Here is a 16457-nt window from a genome sequence, read left to right as displayed (position 1 = left end):
TCCCTCTCGGGTGGTCGCGCGGCCCTGTTCTTCTGTGGTACCGAAGCGGGGGAGCGGCCGGTCGGCCACTCCCCCGTCACGTCATCGGCGCAGGCCGAGCCGCTCGATGAGCGACCGGTAGCGGTTGATGTCCTTCTTCTGGACGTAGTTGAGCAGCCGGCGGCGACGGCCGACCAGCAGCAGCAGCCCACGGCGGCTGTGGTGGTCGTGCTTGTGCACCTTCAGGTGCTCGGTGAGCTCCGCGATCCGCTTGGTGAGGACCGCGACCTGGACCTCCGGCGAACCGGTGTCGCCCTCGGCGGTCGCGTACTCCGTGCGGATCTTGGCCTTGGCTTCCTGATCGAGCGCCATGTTCTCCCTGTTTCGGTGGGTTGATCACTGGTGTCCGTCGGACCGGTCAGGAGACCGGAACGGACCGGCACCTCGCACCCGCGGCGTCGTGCAGGCACGCGAGGCCCCACGTCGGTCAGCCGACGTCCCCGCCAGACTACCAGCCCACACCGGTACGCCCGGTCAAGGGCGGCGATACGGCCCGTGCCGCGCTCAGCCGACCGCGCGCCGGGTCCGCTCCACGTCCTCGGCGATCTGCGCCACCAACGGCTCGATCGCGTCGTAGCGACGCTGCTCCCGCAGGTGCGCGACGAAGTCCAGGGCCAGCCGCTCGCCGTACAGGTCGCCGGTGAAGTCCAGCGCGTACGCCTCCACCCGGCGCTCCCGCCCGGAGAAGGTGGGGTTGGTGCCGATCGACACCGCGGCGGCCAGCGGCGCCGGGTGGCCACGCCGGATCAGCCGGGCCGCGTACACCCCGTCGGCCGGGACCGCCGCGTACCGGTGGCAGAGCAGGTTGGCGGTGGGATAGCCCAGCTCACGGCCGCGCTGGTCGCCCCGGACCACGACACCTTCGACCCGGTGCGGGCGGCCCAGCGCGCCGGCCGCGGCGCCCACGTCCCCGGCGTCGACGCAGGACCGGATGTACGTGGAGGAGAAGACCGTGCCGGACTCGGCGACCAGCGGCGCGCCCTCCACCCCGAAGCCGAAGGTGCGGCCGAGCCGCTCCAGCAGGGCCACGTCCCCGGCCGCCCGGTGCCCGAAGCGGAAGTTGTCCCCCACCACGACCAGGGTGGCGTGCAGGTGCTCGACCAGGATGTCGTGCACGAACGCCTCGGCGGGCAGCCGGGAGAACTCCGGGGTGAACGGCACCACGCAGAGCACGTCCACGCCGAGCGCCTCGATCAGCTCGGCCTTGCGGGCCGGCTCGGTGAGCACGGCCGGGTGCGAACCGGGGCGGACCACCTCGGCCGGGTGCGGGTCGAAGGTGACCACCACCGACTTCACGCCCAGCTCCCGGGCCCGGGACACGGCGTGCCCGATGGTCGCCTGATGCCCCTTGTGCACGCCGTCGAAGACGCCGATGGTGACGACCGACCGCCCCCAGCCACCGGGCGCCGCGTCGTAGCCCCGCCACCGCTGCATGCCGCTCCTCCCCTGCTCTCCCGCGTCGCCCGCGGGCTCCTCCACCCGGCCGCGCGGCCGGCGGAATCCCGCCCCGCCGTCAGGCCGGGGCGAGCACGATCTCGGCGCGGGCCCGGCCGTCCCGCTCGCTGACGATAGCGATCACACCGCCGGTCGGACCGAAGACGGCGTACGGCCCGGCGATGCCGGCCGGGTCGAGCGGGCCGCCGTGGGAGAGCACCTTCGCCTCGTCGGCGGTGGCGTCCCGGCGCGGGAAGTACCGGTCGGCGGCCGCGTCGAGCGGCAGGTTGACCACCTCGGGCGCGCGCTGTTCCAGCTCGTCGAGGGTGGCCGCCTCACCGAGGGTGAAGTTGCCCACCGCGGTCCGCCGCAGCGCGGTCAGGTGCCCGCCCACCCCGAGCGCCAGGCCCGCGTCCCGCGCGAGCGCCCGGATGTACGTCCCGGACGAGCAGGTCACGTCGACGTCGACGTCGACCACGTCGGGCTGGTCCCGCCGGATCGCCAGCACGTCGAGGCGGGAGACGGTGACCCGCCGGGCGGGCAGCTCGACGCTCTCCCCCTCGCGGACCCGCTTGTACGCCCGCTCACCGTTGACCTTGATGGCACTGACCGCGCTCGGCACCTGGTCGATCTCGCCGGTCAGCGCGGCGAACGCCCGGTGGATCGACTCGTCGGTGACCGTGCCGGCCGCAGTGGTGGCGATCACGTCGCCCTCGGCGTCGTCGGTGACGGTGGCCTGCCCGAGCCGGACGGTGGCGGTGTAGCTCTTGCCGGCGCCGATCACGTACGTCAACAGCCGGGTGGCCCGGCCGACGCCGATGACCAGCACGCCGGTCGCCATCGGGTCGAGGGTGCCGCCGTGGCCGACCCGGCGGGTCTTCGCCAGCCGGCGGATCCGCGCCACCACGTCGTGCGACGTCATGCCGCCGGGCTTGTCCACCACGATCAGACCGTCAGTGCTCACGTGCGCCAAGCCTGCCAGACGGGGTCGCCCGCGCCTTCACCGCACGGCACAATGCCCCTCGCGTCCCCCACTGACTCTGGAGTCCCGATGAGCAATCCGCCGTCTCACGAGCACCGCGCCCGGGTCGACCTGCCGGAGTGGATGCGCAACCCGGAGCCGCCCCGCCGCACTCCGGGCCGGCTGCTCTCCGAGCTGGTCGACCACACGCCGGTGCTGCGCGAGGCACGGCGCGCGGTGTGGCGGTGGCGGGCGCACACCCGGTTCAGCGAGCGGCACCCCGCGCTCTCCTCGATCTTGTCCTTCGTGTTCGTCGCGGTGACGGCCACCGTTCTTGTCGTCGGCACCCTCTACCTGTTCTACCGGATCTCGCACCGCGAAATCTGAGCCGGCCGGAAAGGGACGGCACCACGGCGCGCCGGATGCAAAGATCGTGCGCCCGCCCTCCGCCATACCTCCCGGGACGCCAGATGACCGACAAGCAGCCCGACACCCGGCCGGACGCCCCGGTTCCGCACACCGTCGCCTCACGGGGTGAACCGGTCCGGCTTCCGGGGTGGATGACCGGCGACGACGCGGTTGAGCCCCTGACCCGCGGCGAGCGTGCCCGGCTCAGCTGGGCCCGGCACCGGGGGCGGCTCCTCGTCGGTTTCGTTGCCCTGGTCCTGCTGGCCCTCCTCGGCGCGACGGCGGTGGTCGGCCGGTACGTCGTGGACGGCGTCCGCGCCGGCACCGACCCCACTGCCATGCCCGTGCCCACCAGCAACATCGGGGAACCTCGGGACCTCTTCGCCGGAAGCGTGGCCGCCGACTTCTCGGTCGGCGAGGCGGCGCTCGTGCTGCCCACGGTCACCGCGCAGGGGCCGTTCAGCCCAACCGAGGTACGCGACTCACTCACCAGCGTTCGAAAGGCCCTGGTGGCGGCCCGCATCGCCGGCCCGATGCGGTCGGGTGACCAGGAGCCGTTCCTCGCCCTGCTCGCTCCGGACGCCCGTAGGGACCTGACCACGGACTTCGACGGCTACGTCTTCCTCAACTACGCCACCCGGATCGACTCCCGAGGTTTCCGCGCTGGTGAGCCAAGGGCGAAGGGCACGATCATCTACCGGGCGACGACGAACGACAACGGTGTCCCGATCCTGGAGATCACCACCGAGTACGTCTGGATCTATCCGTTCGACGTCCCGAGCACGACGCCGGACCGGGCCGGTCTGGCGGCGATCCGGGACCGGGTGGTGTGGCACGTACCGCAGGCGGGCGCCGTACGCCCCACCGAGCGAGGGCTCTGGCTGGTGTCTGCACAGGCGTCGACGAGCAACGTGGACTGCTCGCGGCTGAAGGAGGGCTTCCTCACCGTCGCGCCATGGATGGGCGGCTCGGGGTCGTTCAAGCCCTGCTGAGTCAGCGGACCGCGCCGACCACCGCCCACCCGCCGGAGCGCAGCCGCAGCAGCAGGGCGACCAGCCGGATCACGATGAACAGGGTGAGCCCGGCCCAGATCCCGCCGAGCCCGAGGCCCAGCCCGTACGCCAGCCAGACCGCCGGCAGGAAGCCGCCGAGCGCCGCGACGATGGTGAGGTTGCGCAGGTAGCGCACGTCGCCGGCGCCGATCAGCACCCCGTCGAGGGCGAACACCACCCCGGCCAGCGGCTGCATCGCCACGAACCAGGGCCAGGCGATCATCGCCTGGTCGCGGACCTGCGGGTCGGAGCTGAACCAGGACGGCACCACGCCCGCACCGGCGGCGATCAGCACCGCGAAGCCCACCCCGCAGACGCCGCCGAGCAGCGCGAACCGGCGGGCCAGGGCGCGGGCGCTGGCGTCGTCGCCCGCGCCGAGCGCCGCGCCGATGAGCGCCTGCGCGGCGATGGCCAGGGCGTCGAGCACCAGGGCGGTGAAGAACCACAGTTGCAGGGCGATCTGGTGGGCGCCGACGGCGGCGGCGCCGAAGCGGGCGGCGACCGCGGTGGCGGAGAGGAAGCTGGCCTGGAAGGCGACGCCGCGCACGAGCAGGTCCCGGCTGAGCACGAGCTGCTGGCGGATCAGCCGCGGCCGGGGCCGCAGGGAGACCCGTTCGCGGACCAGCGCGGCGGCGAAGAGCCCGCCGGAGAGGGTCTGCGCGACCGCGTTGGCGACCGCCGAGCCGACCAGGCCGAGCCCGGCGGGATAGACCAGCAGCGGGCAGAGCAGCGCGGAGAGCAGGTTGGGCGCGAGCACAAAGACCAGCGGCCGGCGGGTGTCCTGGATGCCGCGCAGCCAGCCGTTGCCGGCCGCGGCCAGTAGCAGACCGGGAGCGCCGAGGGCCGCGATCCGCAGCCACTGCGCGGCGGCGCCGGCCACGTCGTCGCCACCACCGGCGAGGGTACGCGCCAACACCCCGCCGCCGAGCTGCATGCCGACCGCCACCAGCACCCCGGCGCCGAGGGCGAGCCAGGACGCCTGGACGCCCTCGGCCACCGCCGCGGCCCGGTCGCCGGAGCCGAAGCGCCGGGCGGCCCGCCCGGTGATGCCGTACGCGAGGACGGTGCCCAGCCAGGCGGTCAGGGTCATCACGGTGCCGCCGACGGCCAGCGCGGCGAGCGGCACCCGGCCGAGGTGCCCGACCACGGCGGTGTCGACCAGCACGTAGAGCGGTTCGGCGGCCAGCACCACGAGGGCGGGCAGGGCTAGGGCGGCGATCCGACGCGGTGGCGCGATCGCGGTGGCTTCGGCGGTGGCGGGCTGGCTCATCGCCGCCGATCCTGGCACGGTGCCGGTAAGGATCGCAATACCCTTGGGCGCTTACCTTCGGGGCAGCGAGGCGGCACCGCCCGGTCGTACCCTGGGCCGGTGACCCTCCCCCTGCCCGACGGCGAGTTCCAGGCCTACCTCTTCGACTGCGACGGCACCATCGCCGACTCGATGCCCCTGCACCACGTCGCCTGGCAGCAGGCCCTCGGCGAGTGGGGCTGCGAGCTGCCCGAGGAGCTCTTCTACGCCTGGGGCGGCCGGCCCCCCGCCGAGATCATCGCCACCCTCAACGAGCGGCACGGGCTGACCATGCCGGTCGCGACGGTCGACCGCCGCCGGGAGGAGCTGTTCCAGGAGTTCCTGCCGCAGGTCACCGCCGTGCCGGAGGTACTGGCGCACATCGAGGACGCCCACGGCCGGCTGCCCTTCGCGGTGGTCTCCGGCGGCGCCCGGGCGTCGGTCACCGCCTGCCTGACCGCCCTCGGCCTGCTCGACCGGTTCGACGTGCTGGTCTGTGCGGAGGACTACGCGCGCGCCAAGCCACATCCGGAGGCGTTTCTGCTCGCGGCCCGGCTCCTCGACGTGCCGGCGCGGTCCTGCCTGGTCTTCGAGGACGCCGACCTCGGCATCCAGGCCGCCACCGCCGCCGGCATGGCCTCGGTACGCGTCCCGTCCCCGCGGCAACGGCAGACCACCGGCAACCGGTCGGCATAGAGGACGGCATGCCAGGCCGGCAGGCGCACCGGCCCGAGATGGGGGCCGCGCCGGGGCGCACTCTCCCTGGCGTGCGCCCGCTGCGGCTGCGCGGTGCGCGGCTGGAGCGGCTGCGCGGTGCGCGGCTGGAGCGGCTGCGCGGTGCGCGGCTGGAGCGGCTGCGCGGTGCGCGGCTGGAGCGGCTGCGCGGTGCGCGCCCGCCGCGGCTGCGCGGTGCGCGGCTGGGGCGGCGCTCAATGCGCCGACAGCGTGCGCGGCCACCGGTGGACGTCGGCGCGGCTGCGCAGCCGGACCAGCGGCAGGTGTGGCGCGTGCGCGGCGCGGGCCGCGAGGACCCGGGGGCGGGAGTCCCGGGGATAGCGCCGCACGTACCGGAGGAAGTCCAGGTCGAGGCGCTCGGGGCAGCCGTCGGGGAGGTCGTCGCGGCCGGCGGCGCGTGGATCCCACCGGCGCCGCAGCACCCGGGCGAAACAGAGCGGCCAGGGCAGGTCCACCAGCACCAGCAGGTCGGCCCGGGGCAGCCGCAGGTCGAGGGTGGCGCCGTAGTTGCCGTCCATCACCCAGCTCGGGCGGGCGGCGAGCGCGGCCACCTCGGCCCGGAAGTCCGCCTCGTCGGGGGCCACCCAGCCCGGCCGCCAGTAGTGCCGGTCGAGGTGGATCAGCGGGAGGTCGAGCCGGCGGGCGACGGCGCGGGCCAGCGTGCTCTTGCCGGCGCCGGAGCTACCGACGATCAGGACCCTGCGCACCGGGCGACGGTACCGGGAACGCCCGCCTGCCTGGGTGCTCGGACGGTCGCGGCCGGAGGGCGAAGTCCCCGAGAGCGACATGACGCTGCGTCATACGGCTCCTCCGGCCTTCCGCAGCCCGGGCCCGACACGTCAGCGGTCGGCGGCGGCACCAATCGCCCGGCGGGAGGCCGGCCGGTCGGCGGTGCGATCCGTCAGGCGGTGACGTCGTCGTGCGGTGACGGCGGGCGGTGATGTCGTCGGGCGGTGACGGCGTCGTGCGATCCGAGGGGCGGTGACGTCGTCGACGCGGACGACGGCGGCGTCACCGCCGGTCGGCCAGCGTCACTGGCGGGTGTCCATCGAGGTCTGCAGGGCGCGCCGCATCTGCTCGCGCGCCTCGTCGGTGCTCTCGGTCTTGGGCTTGGTCGCCATCTTCGGTCCCTTCCAGGGTGCGAGCCACCGTCAGCGGTGGCCCTACGGGCGGTCCTGCTGTGCGCCCGGCGTGCGGTCCGGGATTACCGGAGCGGCTCGCCTGGCAGCGTGAGCCCGGGTCGGTCTGACCCTGGAGGGAGGCGGCACCGGGTGTGGCACCACCGCCCACGACCTGCGTCGCGTCGCGTCGCGGGCCGATTCCCAAGTTAACGTTCACTTTCCACATGCTGCCCACTGTTCCCGAAATATGGGCGAACGAGCGTTCAGCGGGCCAGGAAGTGCCAGCCCAGCCACCACCAGAAGCCGAACAGCCCGATCCGCCCCACCGGCACCGGGCCGACCTCGTAGCGCATGACGTAGGCGCAGACGTCACCGAGCGACGGGACCCGGGAGCCGGGACGGCGGGACGCCGACTCGACCGCCGCGAAGAGCGCCAGTGCGGTGAGGAAGCCGCCGACGGCGAGGACCCGCATCATCGGCGTACCAGCCCCCAGAACGCGGTCAGCCAGCCCAACCAGGCCGCCGAGCGGACCAGCTCGTCCTCCAGCATCGGATCGACCAGCCGGGAGAAGGTCGGGAACTCGTCACCCGCCGAGAGCACGAACGTGGCGCCCTCGAGGACGCCGAAGACCGCCACCGGGAGCACCCACCAGATCGCGCCCGTGCTCAACCGGCGTGGCGGCGGCCGCCGGGGCACCCAATTGCCGGAGCCGAGCCAGATCAGCGCCCCGCCGGTGCCCAGCGTCCAGAGGTTCGCCTGCGCCGAGAACGACGGCAACTGCCCGCCGACCAGGGAGAGGCAGGCCAGCACCGGCACGGTGACGATCGGCCGGTCCCACGCCCGTGGGGCCTCGACGACGAGCTCGTGCGGCTGCTCCATCCTCCGATTCTGCCCGCGCCCACCCGGCGCGGGAAGACCCACACCCGCCGGGCCCGGCTCAGCCCCGGATCAGCGCGCCGTCGAGCTCGTCCCGGATCTGCCCGGCCACCTCGTCCCGGCCGCCCCGACCGGTGAAGCCGGCGGCGAAGCGGTGCCCGCCGCCGCCCAGCGCCATCGCCACCCGGCTGACGTCGACCGCGCCCTTGCTGCGCATGGAGACCGCCCACTCGTCGGCGGCGACCTGCTTCAGCACGCAGGCGACGTCCGCCTCGGCGGTGCACCGGACCGAGTCGATCAGCGCCTCCAGCACGTACGGCCGCTGGTCGTGCCGGGCCAGGTCGTCCAGCGTCGCGTACGTCCAGACCAGGCCGTGCCCGGCGGCGGCCGCCGGTTCCAGGGTGGCCCGGCCCAGCACCTCGCCGAAGAGCCGGACCGCGCCGAACGGCCGGGTGTCGAAGACCCGGCGGGAGATGTCGCCCGGCCGGATGCCGGTGGCCAGCAGCCGCGCCGCGAGCTGGTGCACCGCCGGGGTGGTGGCCTCGAACCGGAACGAGCCGGTGTCGGTGGTCAACGCGACGTAGAGGCAGGTGGCGATCTCCGCGTCCAGCGGCACGTCGAGCCGGGAGAGGAGCTCCTCGGCGACCACCGAGGTCGCGGCGGCCGCCGGGTCGACCAGGTGGACGCCGCCGAAGCCGGTGTTCGAGGCGTGGTGGTCGAGCACCAGCACCGGCACGCCGGCGTCCAGCCGGTCGACCAGCTCACCCAGCCGGGACTCGCTGGCCGCGTCGAAGCAGACCACCAGGTCCGGATCCGGGTGCGCCACGGTCGCCGGCACCAGCAGGTCGAGCCCCGGCAGCCAGCTCAGGCTCTCCGGGAGCTCCGGCGGCCCCGGGAAGGTGGCGTGCAGCTGTCGCATCCCGAGCCGGCGCAGGCCGAGGCCGAAGCCGAGCATGCTGCCCAGGGCGTCGCCGTCCGGGTTGACATGGCAGATCAGCAGCACCCGGGCGTCGGCGGGCAGCCCGCGTACCGCCGCGACCGCAGCGGCCCAGTCGGCCTCGGTGGGGCCGGCCGGGGCCGACCCGTCGAGCAGCCCGCCGGTAACGCCCGGGGCGCCGGTCACCGCCGGTCCGTCGCGGGCGGGACGTCCTCGCCGGTGTCGGTGTCGTCCTCGGTGTCCTCGGTGTCCTCGGTGTCCTCGTCCAGCTTGTACGGCTGGGCCTCGCCCGCGTACTTGGCCTGGGCGGCCAGCCGCTGCACCTCCGCGTCGGCGTGCCGGGCCTGAGCGAGCAGGTCGTCGATCTGCTTGACCTGGTCCTGGACGTCGTCGAGGACGAAGGTCAGCGAGGGCGAGTGGCGCAGCCCGAGGGCCTTGCCGACCGTGCTGCGCAGCATGCCCTTGGCGCTCTCCAGCGCGGCGGCGGTGCTGGCCTGCGCGGTCGCGTCACCGAGCACCGTGTAGAACACCGTGGCGTCGCGCAGATCGGCCGTGATCCGGGCGTCGGTGATGGTGATCATCCCGAGCCGGGGGTCCTTGATCTGGCTCCGCACCACCGACGCAACCAGTTCACGGATGCGTTCCGCGTGCCGGCGTACCTTGGCCGGATCCATCTCCCCCACCTCCAGGGCATCCTGCTCCCGGCCGGAACGGCGGGCGCGGGGCGCCGCCGGGTCCGACCGCCCAACAACTCGAACATTACCCGGGCGCCCTGGCGGGTCGCGCGTCGCCGCCGGGTGGCGGCCGACACCACCCGTCGCCGGTGTCCGCCGACGTCCCTCAGTCGTCCTCGCCATGGAGCCGGCGGCGGACCGACAACAGCTCGGCCTCGGGGCGGGCGGCCACCAGGCGCTCGCAGGCATCGAGCACCTCGCGGACGTGGGCCGCCTCGGCGGCCACCACGGCCACCCCGATCTCGGCCCGACCATGCAGGTCGAGAGCTCCCACCTCGGCGGCCGACACCTCGAAGCGGCGCAGCGCCGCCACGATCGGCCGTACATATGATCTCTTGGCCTTGAGCGACCGGGAGTCGCCCGGCAGCAGCAGGTCGAAGACCGCGGTTCCGGTGAACATCACCCCGGACGTTACGGACAACCCCGGACATGATCAAGGGGTTTACGCCGAACGGCGTAAACCCCTTGATCAGCGTGTCACCACAGGATCAGGCGCGCGTCTTCTCCCGCATCTCGAAGGTCTCGATGATGTCGCCGGCCTGGACGTTGTTGTAACCAGCCAGGGTCAGACCACACTCGAAGCCCTCGCGGACCTCCGTGGCATCGTCCTTGAACCGCTTGAGCGAGCTGATCGTGAGGTTGTCCGCCACGACCGTCCCGTCCCGCAGCAGCCGCGCCTTGGCGTTGCGGCGGATGATGCCCGAGCGGACGATACAACCGGAGATGTTGCCGATCTTGGACGAGCGGAACACGTCGCGGATCTCCGCGGTGCCGAGCTCGACCTCCTCGTACTCCGGCTTGAGCAGGCCCTTGAGCGCCGCCTCGATCTCCTCGATGGCCTGGTAGATGACGGTGTAGTACCGGATCTCCACGCCCTCGCGGTCGGCCATCTCGCGGACCTTGTTGGAGGCCCGCACGTTGAAGCCGATGATCGTGACCGGCTCGGACGACGCGCTCGCGAGCATGACGTTGCTCTCGGTGATCGCGCCGACGCCCCGGTCGAGGACCTTGAGCTGGACCTCCTCGGGGATGTCAAGGTTGAACAGCGCGTCCTCGAGTGCCTCCACCGAACCGGAGACATCGCCCTTGAGGATGAGGTTGAGCGACGTCTTCTCGCCCTCCTTGAGCTGCTCCATGAGCGTCTCGAGGGTGGCCCGACCGCGGGAGTTGGCGAAGGACGCCGCCCGCCGCCGTGCCTGGCGCTGCTCGGCGATCTGCCGCACCGTACGGTCGTCCGCCGCGGCGAGGAACGTGTCACCCGCGCCGGGCGGCGCGGTCAGACCCAGCACCATGACCGGACGCGCCGGACCGGCCTCGCTGAGCTGGTTGCCGTTCTCGTCGAGCATGGCCCGGACCCGTCCGTGCGCCCCACCGGCGACGATCGAGTCGCCCGCCCGCAGGGTGCCCTTCTGGACCAGCACCGTCGCCACCGCACCGCGACCCTTGTCCAGGTGCGCCTCGATGGCCACACCCTGCGCCGGCCCGTCGATCGGAGCGGTCAGCTCCAGCGACGCGTCGGCGGTCAGCAGGACGGCCTCGAGGAGCTCCTCGATACCGATACCCGGCTTGGCTGCCACGTTGACGAACATGGTCTCGCCGCCGTACTCCTCGGCGACCAGGCCGTACTCGGTCAGCTGCTGGCGGACCTTGTCCGGGTTCGCCTCCGGCTTGTCGACCTTGTTGACCGCGACCACGATCGGCACGTCGGCCGCCTTGGCGTGGTTCAACGCCTCGATCGTCTGCGGCATGACACCGTCGTCGGCCGCGACGACCAGGATCACGATGTCCGTGACCTGGGCACCACGGGCACGCATGGCGGTGAACGCCTCGTGACCCGGAGTGTCGATGAAGGTGACCGCCCGGTCCTCGCCCTCGTGCGGGACGTGGACCTGGTAGGCGCCGATGTGCTGGGTGATGCCACCCGCCTCGCCGGCCACCACGTTCGCCTTACGGATGGCGTCGAGCAGCTTGGTCTTACCGTGGTCGACGTGACCCATGACGGTCACCACCGGCGCACGGCTGACCAGACGCTCCTCGGCCACCTCCGCGTCGAGGTCGATGTTGAACTGCGCGAGCAGCTCGCGGTCCTCGTCCTCCGGGCTGACGATCTGCACGTCGAAACCGAGGTGCTCACCCAGCAGCTGCAGGGTCTCGTCAGAGCAGGACTGGGTCGCGGTGACCATCTCGCCCAGGTTGAACATCTCCTGGACCAGCGAACCCGGGTTGGCGTTGATCTTGTCGGCGAAGTCCGACAGCGAGGCGCCACGGGAGAGCCGGACGACCTGACCCTGACCCCGGGGAGCACCCGAGCTCATGGTCGGAGCCGACAGGTTGTCGAACTCCTGTCTGCGCTGCTTCTTGGACTTGCGACCGCGCGTCGGCCGGCCACCCGGACGCCCGAAGGCACCCGCCGCGCCACCGCCACGGCCACGACCGCCGCCACCGGGACGACCACCGCCACCGGCCGGGGCACCCGGACGGAACCCGGCACCCGGAGCACCACCGCCGCCACCGGGGCCACCGCGGTAGCCACCGCCACCGCCGGCACCGCCACCGGGACCGCCGCGGTAGCCACCGCCACCGCCGGCACCGCCACCGGCACCGCCGCGGAAACCACCGCCGCCGCCACCGGGACGACCGGCGCCGCCACCGGGACCACCACGACCGCCACCGGGGCCGCCGGGGCGACCCGTGGTCGGCCGCTGGCTCGGCATGGACGCCGGGCTGGGACGCGGCGGCATGGAGGCCGGGCTCGGCCGCGGCGGCATACCCGCCGGGCTGGGCCGCGGACCGCCCGCACCGGCGGCCGGGGGCCGCTGCTGCTGGCCGCCCTGGATACCGAACGGGTTGTTGCCGGCGCCGCGCGCCGGCGGACGACCGCCCGGCCGGGCACCCGGACCCGGGGTCGGGCCACCGGGACGACCGGCGGCCGGGCCCGGACGGGCCGGGGCGGCGTTCGGGCCGGGACGCGGAGCCGGACCGGGGCGGGGACCGCCCTCGGTCGGGGGCTCCCGGCGGACGTTCTCGCGCTGCTGCTGGCGGGCGGCCTGCGCGGCCTTGACCGCGGCCTCCTGCTCAGCCTTCAGCGCGGCGGCGCGGGCCTCGGCCGCCGCCACCTCGATGTCGTGCGCGCTCGCCGGCTTGGCGACCGGAGTCGCCGGCTGCGGCGGGCCGGGGACCGGGCCCTTGGGCTTCGGTCCAGGGGTCGGCGCGGTCGGCCGCCGGGGCGGCATCGGCTTCGCCGAGACCCGGGGGGCACCCGGGGTCGGGGACGGCGTCGGGATCGGTGCCGGGCTCGGGGCGGCCGCCGGAGGGGCGGTCGGTGCCGAGGAACCACCGGCGGACGCGACGAAAGCGCCACGCAGACGTCGGGCGACGGGCGCCTCGACGGTGCTGGACGCGGACTTCACGAACTCGCCCATTTCCTTCAGCTTGGCGAGCACTGTCTTGCTCTCGACCCCGAGCTCTTTCGCAAGCTCGTGTACGCGGGCCTTACCTGCCACTGCACTCCTCACTCCGAGGTCGTGCGGGCAGTACCCGCAGCGACCTCACTCCTGCACTTGAAGCCTGGTCATTTCAGGGACTTCATCGTGTGCTCATGTCGGTCGTCCTACCCTGCTAGCGACCCTCGCCCGGTCGGGTTGACCGGACGTAGTGGTTGGCGCGTCGACGTACTCCGCGACGGCGCCGTGGTCGGGGACCCCGGTGATGCGCAGCGCACGCCCGAAGGCGCGACGCCGAACCGCCAGCGCGAAGCAGGCCGGATCCGGGTGCATGTTCGCTCCCCGACCCGGCAGGCTGCGGGTCGGATCGGGGCGGAGGCTGTGACCAGCCTCTTCACCGACCGCGACGACCCGCAACAATTCGCTGGCCGGCGCACGTCGCCGGCAACCCACACAGGTGCGCTCCGGCTGCGCGCGTCGTACCACTGGAGAAAGTCTACCCCTAGCTGCCCGAGATCGCGCCGCCCGGCTCCGGGACGTGATCAGCTCCGCCCCGGCCGGCCGTGCTCGCCTGCTCCGCGTCCGACCGGATGTCGATTCGCCAACCGGTCAAGCGGGCAGCAAGTCGGGCGTTCTGCCCCTCCCGACCGATGGCGAGCGAGAGCTGGAAGTCCGGAACGGTCACCCGGGCCGTCCGGCTGGCCAGGTCGACCACCTCGACCCGCAGCGCCTTGGCCGGGGAGAGGGCGTTGCCGACGAAGGTCGCCGGGTCGTCCGACCAGTCGATGATGTCGATCTTCTCGCCGTGCAGCTCGCTCATCACCGCGCGGACCCGCTGGCCCATCGGGCCGATGCAGGCGCCCTTGGCGTTCACGCCCTGGGTGGTGGAGCGCACCGCGATCTTCGTACGGTGACCTGCCTCACGCGCGATCGCGCCGATCTCGACCGTGCCGTCGGCGATCTCCGGCACCTCCAGCGCGAAGAGCTTCTTGACCAGCGCCGGGTGGGACCGGGACAGGGTGATCTGCGGGCCGCGCATGCCCTTGGCCACGTGCACCACGACGCAGCGGATCCGCTCGCCGTGCGCGTACCGCTCGCCGGGCACCTGCTCGGACTGCGGCAGGACGCCCTCCAGCTTGCCGAGGTCGACGCTGACGATGCCCTTCTCGACCCGCGCCTCGTGCGCCTGCACCACGCCGGTGACCAGGTCACCCTCGCGGCCGACGTACTCGCCGAAGTGCACCTCGTCGGTGGCCTCCCGCAGCCGCTGGAGGATCACCTGCTTGGCGGTCATCGCCGCGATCCGGCCGAAGTCGTGCGGGGTGTCGTCCCACTCCCGCACCACGGTGCCGTCGTCGTCCAGTTCCTGCGCGTAGACCAGGGCGGCCCCGGTCTTGCGGTCGATCTCCACCCGGGCGTGCGGCTCGGCACCGTCGGTGTGCCGGTAGGCGGTCAGCAACGCGGTCTCGATCGCCGCGAGGATCGTGTCGAACGGGATCTCCCGCTCGCGCTCGAGTGCGCGCAGCGCCGCGAGGTCGATGTTCACCTCTCCTCGTCCTCCACATCATCTTCGTCGTCGTCGGTGTCATCGCCGGCTTCGCCGGCCTCGTCCGCGCCGTCGAACTCGTCCGCCTCGTCGATCTCGTCGAGGCGGCTGAACTCGACCTGAACCCGACCGGGGCCCAGTTCGGCGTGGGAAAGCTCTGCGCGGCCGGAATCGGTCTCCAGCACCACGCGTTCGTCGTCGGCCTCGATGATCCGGCCGGTGACCTGGCGGTCGCCCGTCGGCTGCGCGTCGCGCTGCGCCGGCAGGCCGGCGCCGCCCCGGACGGTCACCTTGACCAGCCGGCCGACGTTGCGCCGCCAGTGCCGGGGCAGGGTCAGCGGCCGGTCCACACCCGGCGAGCTGACCTCGAGCTGATACTCGCCGGCCACGAGGTCGCCGCCGGCCTCCTCCGCCGCGTCCAGCGCCGCGGAGACCGCCCGGGAGACGTCCGCGACGGCGTCCAGGTTGATCCCACCGTCGGCGTCGACGATCACGCGTACGACGTGCCGCCGGCCGGCACGGGAGACGGAGAGGTCCTCCAGGTCGTAGCCCGCCTGGGTGATCACCGGTTCGATGACCTCGCGCAGCCGGTTCCGCCGCGCGGCGAGGTCGCCCCGGGGTGCGCCCGCACGGTCCCCGCCCCGCGGGCCGTCGGTACGACGGGGTCGACCCGCCGGCCCCGTCGGCCTGGTGGCACGGCCACGCTGCGTCATCTGCGCACCCTTCTCCTGGATCGGCGACGGCTTGGAAGCCTGCACGCCGGCACGCCACCGGGGCGGACCCGCCGGTGGCTGCGCAGAGCGTAACGCGCCGCAGGGGCAGCGGCCCGGGCGGCGCACCGACGCGGTGACCCACGTACCGGGGTGGATGGTGTTGACTTGTCCGGTGGCGACGGGCAGAACGACGAGGCACCCCGACGGATCGGGACGATCCAGGCGTTCGGTGCTGCGCGCGGGGGCGCTGCTGGCGGTGGGCGGCGCCGCCGTACCGCTGACCGGCTGTGATCTTTTCGACGGCGACGAGCCGGCCCCGCCACCCGACCCGCTGGAGCCGCTGGCCGGCGAGTCCGGCGAGCTGGCCGCCCGGCACCGCGCGGCGGTCGCCGCCGACCCGGGCCTCGCCGACCGGCTCACCCCGATCGCCGACGCGCACGCCGCGCACGCCGACGAGCTGCGGCGGCTGATCGGCCGGCCGGCGCCGTCGGGTTCCGCCGCGCCGGCCCCCAGCACGACCGCCGCCGACCCAGACACCCTGCTCGCCGATCTCCGCGCGGCGGAGCAGCGCGGCCGGGACAGCGCCGTGCGGGCCTGCGCCACCGCTCCCGGGGAGCGCGCCGCCCTGCTCGGCTCGATCGCGGCCGCCCGGGCGACCCATCTGGAGGCGTTGAAGTGACGGCCCGCTCCGCGCCCGGCGACGCCCTCGCCGCCGCGCTCTCCGCCGAGTACGCGGCGATCTACGCCTACGGCCCGATCGGGGTACGCCTGACCGACGACGACCGGCGGGCCGCCCGGGCCGCCGAGGCCGCGCACCGGGCCCGGCGGGACGCGCTGGTGCTCCAGCTCAGCGCCGGCGGCGGCCAGGTGCCCGCCGACCGGGCCGGCTACGCGCTGCCCTTCCCGGTCACCGACCGGGCCAGCGCGCTGCGGCTGGCCGTACAGGTCGAGGAGCGGACGGCGGCGTACTGGCGGGCGGCGCTGCCGGCCACCACCGGCGCCGACCGGACCAGGGCGCTCAACGCGCTGACCGACTGCGCCGTTCGGGCGACCCGGTGGCGGCGGACGGCCGGGGTCACTCCGATCACGGTGGCCTTCCCGGGCCGACCGGGCTGAGCGCCCGCCGGCCCGCTCCGGTTGCGGTACGCATACCAGGTATGCATACTCCG

Annotated in this window: 19 protein-coding genes; 5 read left to right on the top strand and 14 right to left on the bottom strand. The window is 73.9% G+C overall.

The genetic code is table 11. The annotated features are described in order from the left end of the window. Positions 1–81 precede the first annotated feature (81 nt). The 3 genes from rpsO to truB form a co-directional block, all read right to left on the bottom strand. Positions 82–351, bottom strand: coding sequence for a 30S ribosomal protein S15 (gene rpsO, locus AC5RWQ_RS00190; protein WP_109804764.1), 270 nt, complete (start codon positions 349–351; stop codon positions 82–84). 192 nt (positions 352–543) lie between these two features. Then, positions 544–1473: a bifunctional riboflavin kinase/FAD synthetase gene (locus AC5RWQ_RS00185; RefSeq protein WP_494280716.1), complete on the bottom strand. Its 930-nt coding sequence runs from the start codon at positions 1471–1473 to the stop codon at positions 544–546. Positions 1474–1552: 79 nt separating this feature from the next. Beyond that, a complete protein-coding gene (truB, locus tag AC5RWQ_RS00180) occupies positions 1553–2437 on the bottom strand; it encodes a tRNA pseudouridine(55) synthase TruB (RefSeq protein WP_494280715.1) in 885 nt (294 codons plus the stop codon). An 87-nt stretch (positions 2438–2524) separates the two neighbouring features. On the opposite strand from truB, the gene AC5RWQ_RS00175 reads away from it, so the two are divergent. Further along, the gene (locus AC5RWQ_RS00175; protein ID WP_494280714.1) at positions 2525–2821 is read left to right on the top strand and encodes a hypothetical protein; all 297 of its coding nucleotides are present in this window, start codon (positions 2525–2527) and stop codon (positions 2819–2821) included. An 83-nt stretch (positions 2822–2904) separates the two neighbouring features. Next, entirely contained in the window at positions 2905–3834 is a 930-nt protein-coding gene (locus AC5RWQ_RS00170) for a hypothetical protein (RefSeq protein ID WP_494280713.1), read from the top strand. Position 3835: 1 nt separating this feature from the next. Here AC5RWQ_RS00170 and AC5RWQ_RS00165 read toward each other — a convergent pair whose 3' ends face one another. Next, on the bottom strand, positions 3836–5164 hold the full coding sequence (locus AC5RWQ_RS00165; protein ID WP_494280712.1) for an MATE family efflux transporter: 1329 nt from the start codon (positions 5162–5164) through the stop codon (positions 3836–3838). 99 nt (positions 5165–5263) lie between these two features. On the opposite strand from AC5RWQ_RS00165, the gene AC5RWQ_RS00160 reads away from it, so the two are divergent. Then, on the top strand, positions 5264–5878 hold the full coding sequence (locus tag AC5RWQ_RS00160; RefSeq protein ID WP_494280711.1) for an HAD family hydrolase: 615 nt from the start codon (positions 5264–5266) through the stop codon (positions 5876–5878). A 233-nt stretch (positions 5879–6111) separates the two neighbouring features. Here the strand turns inward: AC5RWQ_RS00160 and AC5RWQ_RS00155 are convergent, their stop codons facing one another. The 10 genes from AC5RWQ_RS00155 to rimP all read right to left on the bottom strand — a co-directional run bounded on the left by AC5RWQ_RS00155 (position 6112) and on the right by rimP (position 15288). Further along, on the bottom strand, positions 6112–6624 hold the full coding sequence (locus tag AC5RWQ_RS00155) for an AAA family ATPase (RefSeq protein ID WP_494280710.1): 513 nt from the start codon (positions 6622–6624) through the stop codon (positions 6112–6114). A gap of 677 nt (positions 6625–7301) precedes the next feature. Beyond that, on the bottom strand, positions 7302–7511 hold the full coding sequence (locus AC5RWQ_RS00150) for a DUF6186 family protein (protein WP_494281126.1): 210 nt from the start codon (positions 7509–7511) through the stop codon (positions 7302–7304). Beyond that, positions 7511–7918 (bottom strand): hypothetical protein, encoded by a 408-nt coding sequence (locus tag AC5RWQ_RS00145; protein WP_494280709.1) that lies wholly within the window; start codon positions 7916–7918, stop codon positions 7511–7513. Before AC5RWQ_RS00145 ends, AC5RWQ_RS00150 begins: the two co-directional genes overlap by 1 nt. Positions 7919–7976: 58 nt before the next feature. After that, positions 7977–9008 (bottom strand): DHH family phosphoesterase, encoded by a 1032-nt coding sequence (locus AC5RWQ_RS00140; protein WP_494281125.1) that lies wholly within the window; start codon positions 9006–9008, stop codon positions 7977–7979. Between the two features lie 26 nt (positions 9009–9034). Then, on the bottom strand, positions 9035–9526 hold the full coding sequence (rbfA, locus tag AC5RWQ_RS00135; protein ID WP_494280708.1) for a 30S ribosome-binding factor RbfA: 492 nt from the start codon (positions 9524–9526) through the stop codon (positions 9035–9037). A gap of 166 nt (positions 9527–9692) precedes the next feature. Then, positions 9693–9986: a DUF503 domain-containing protein gene (locus AC5RWQ_RS00130; protein WP_334482627.1), complete on the bottom strand. Its 294-nt coding sequence runs from the start codon at positions 9984–9986 to the stop codon at positions 9693–9695. 88 nt (positions 9987–10074) lie between these two features. Further along, the gene (gene infB / locus AC5RWQ_RS00125) at positions 10075–13089 is read right to left on the bottom strand and encodes a translation initiation factor IF-2 (protein ID WP_494280707.1); all 3015 of its coding nucleotides are present in this window, start codon (positions 13087–13089) and stop codon (positions 10075–10077) included. Positions 13090–13182: 93 nt separating this feature from the next. Then, complete coding sequence (locus AC5RWQ_RS00120) at positions 13183–13515, bottom strand: YlxR family protein (RefSeq protein WP_494280706.1); 333 nt, start codon at positions 13513–13515, stop codon at positions 13183–13185. 16 nt (positions 13516–13531) lie between these two features. Further along, positions 13532–14575 (bottom strand): transcription termination factor NusA, encoded by a 1044-nt coding sequence (nusA, locus tag AC5RWQ_RS00115; RefSeq protein WP_494280705.1) that lies wholly within the window; start codon positions 14573–14575, stop codon positions 13532–13534. Then, the gene (gene rimP / locus AC5RWQ_RS00110) at positions 14572–15288 is read right to left on the bottom strand and encodes a ribosome maturation factor RimP (RefSeq protein WP_494280704.1); all 717 of its coding nucleotides are present in this window, start codon (positions 15286–15288) and stop codon (positions 14572–14574) included. The genes nusA and rimP overlap by 4 nt, the downstream gene beginning before the upstream one ends. A 229-nt stretch (positions 15289–15517) precedes the next feature. Here rimP and AC5RWQ_RS00105 point away from each other — a divergent pair, with 229 nt between their 5' ends. Together AC5RWQ_RS00105 and AC5RWQ_RS00100 are read left to right on the top strand one after the other, a co-directional pair. After that, complete coding sequence (locus AC5RWQ_RS00105; RefSeq protein ID WP_494280703.1) at positions 15518–15967, top strand: hypothetical protein; 450 nt, start codon at positions 15518–15520, stop codon at positions 15965–15967. After that, positions 15964–16404: a ferritin-like domain-containing protein gene (locus tag AC5RWQ_RS00100; protein WP_494280702.1), complete on the top strand. Its 441-nt coding sequence runs from the start codon at positions 15964–15966 to the stop codon at positions 16402–16404. Before AC5RWQ_RS00105 ends, AC5RWQ_RS00100 begins: the two co-directional genes overlap by 4 nt. Positions 16405–16457 lie beyond the last annotated feature (53 nt).

The organism is Micromonospora sp. BS32 (assembly GCF_059089345.1).
This window is presented reverse-complemented; position numbering and strand designations above follow the sequence as displayed.

What these genes read in the sequence shown, in the direction of transcription:
- rpsO (WP_109804764.1), bottom strand. Translation starts at nt 351, where the DNA reads ATGGCGCTCGATCAGGAAGCCAAGGCCAAGATCCGCACGGAGTACGCG.
- AC5RWQ_RS00185 (WP_494280716.1), bottom strand. Translation starts at nt 1,473, where the DNA reads ATGCAGCGGTGGCGGGGCTACGACGCGGCGCCCGGTGGCTGGGGGCGG.
- AC5RWQ_RS00175 (WP_494280714.1), top strand. Translation starts at nt 2,525, where the DNA reads ATGAGCAATCCGCCGTCTCACGAGCACCGCGCCCGGGTCGACCTGCCG.
- AC5RWQ_RS00170 (WP_494280713.1), top strand. Translation starts at nt 2,905, where the DNA reads ATGACCGACAAGCAGCCCGACACCCGGCCGGACGCCCCGGTTCCGCAC.
- AC5RWQ_RS00165 (WP_494280712.1), bottom strand. Translation starts at nt 5,164, where the DNA reads ATGAGCCAGCCCGCCACCGCCGAAGCCACCGCGATCGCGCCACCGCGT.
- AC5RWQ_RS00150 (WP_494281126.1), bottom strand. Translation starts at nt 7,511, where the DNA reads ATGCGGGTCCTCGCCGTCGGCGGCTTCCTCACCGCACTGGCGCTCTTC.
- AC5RWQ_RS00145 (WP_494280709.1), bottom strand. Translation starts at nt 7,918, where the DNA reads ATGGAGCAGCCGCACGAGCTCGTCGTCGAGGCCCCACGGGCGTGGGAC.
- rbfA (WP_494280708.1), bottom strand. Translation starts at nt 9,526, where the DNA reads ATGGATCCGGCCAAGGTACGCCGGCACGCGGAACGCATCCGTGAACTG.
- AC5RWQ_RS00130 (WP_334482627.1), bottom strand. Translation starts at nt 9,986, where the DNA reads ATGTTCACCGGAACCGCGGTCTTCGACCTGCTGCTGCCGGGCGACTCC.
- rimP (WP_494280704.1), bottom strand. Translation starts at nt 15,288, where the DNA reads ATGACGCAGCGTGGCCGTGCCACCAGGCCGACGGGGCCGGCGGGTCGA.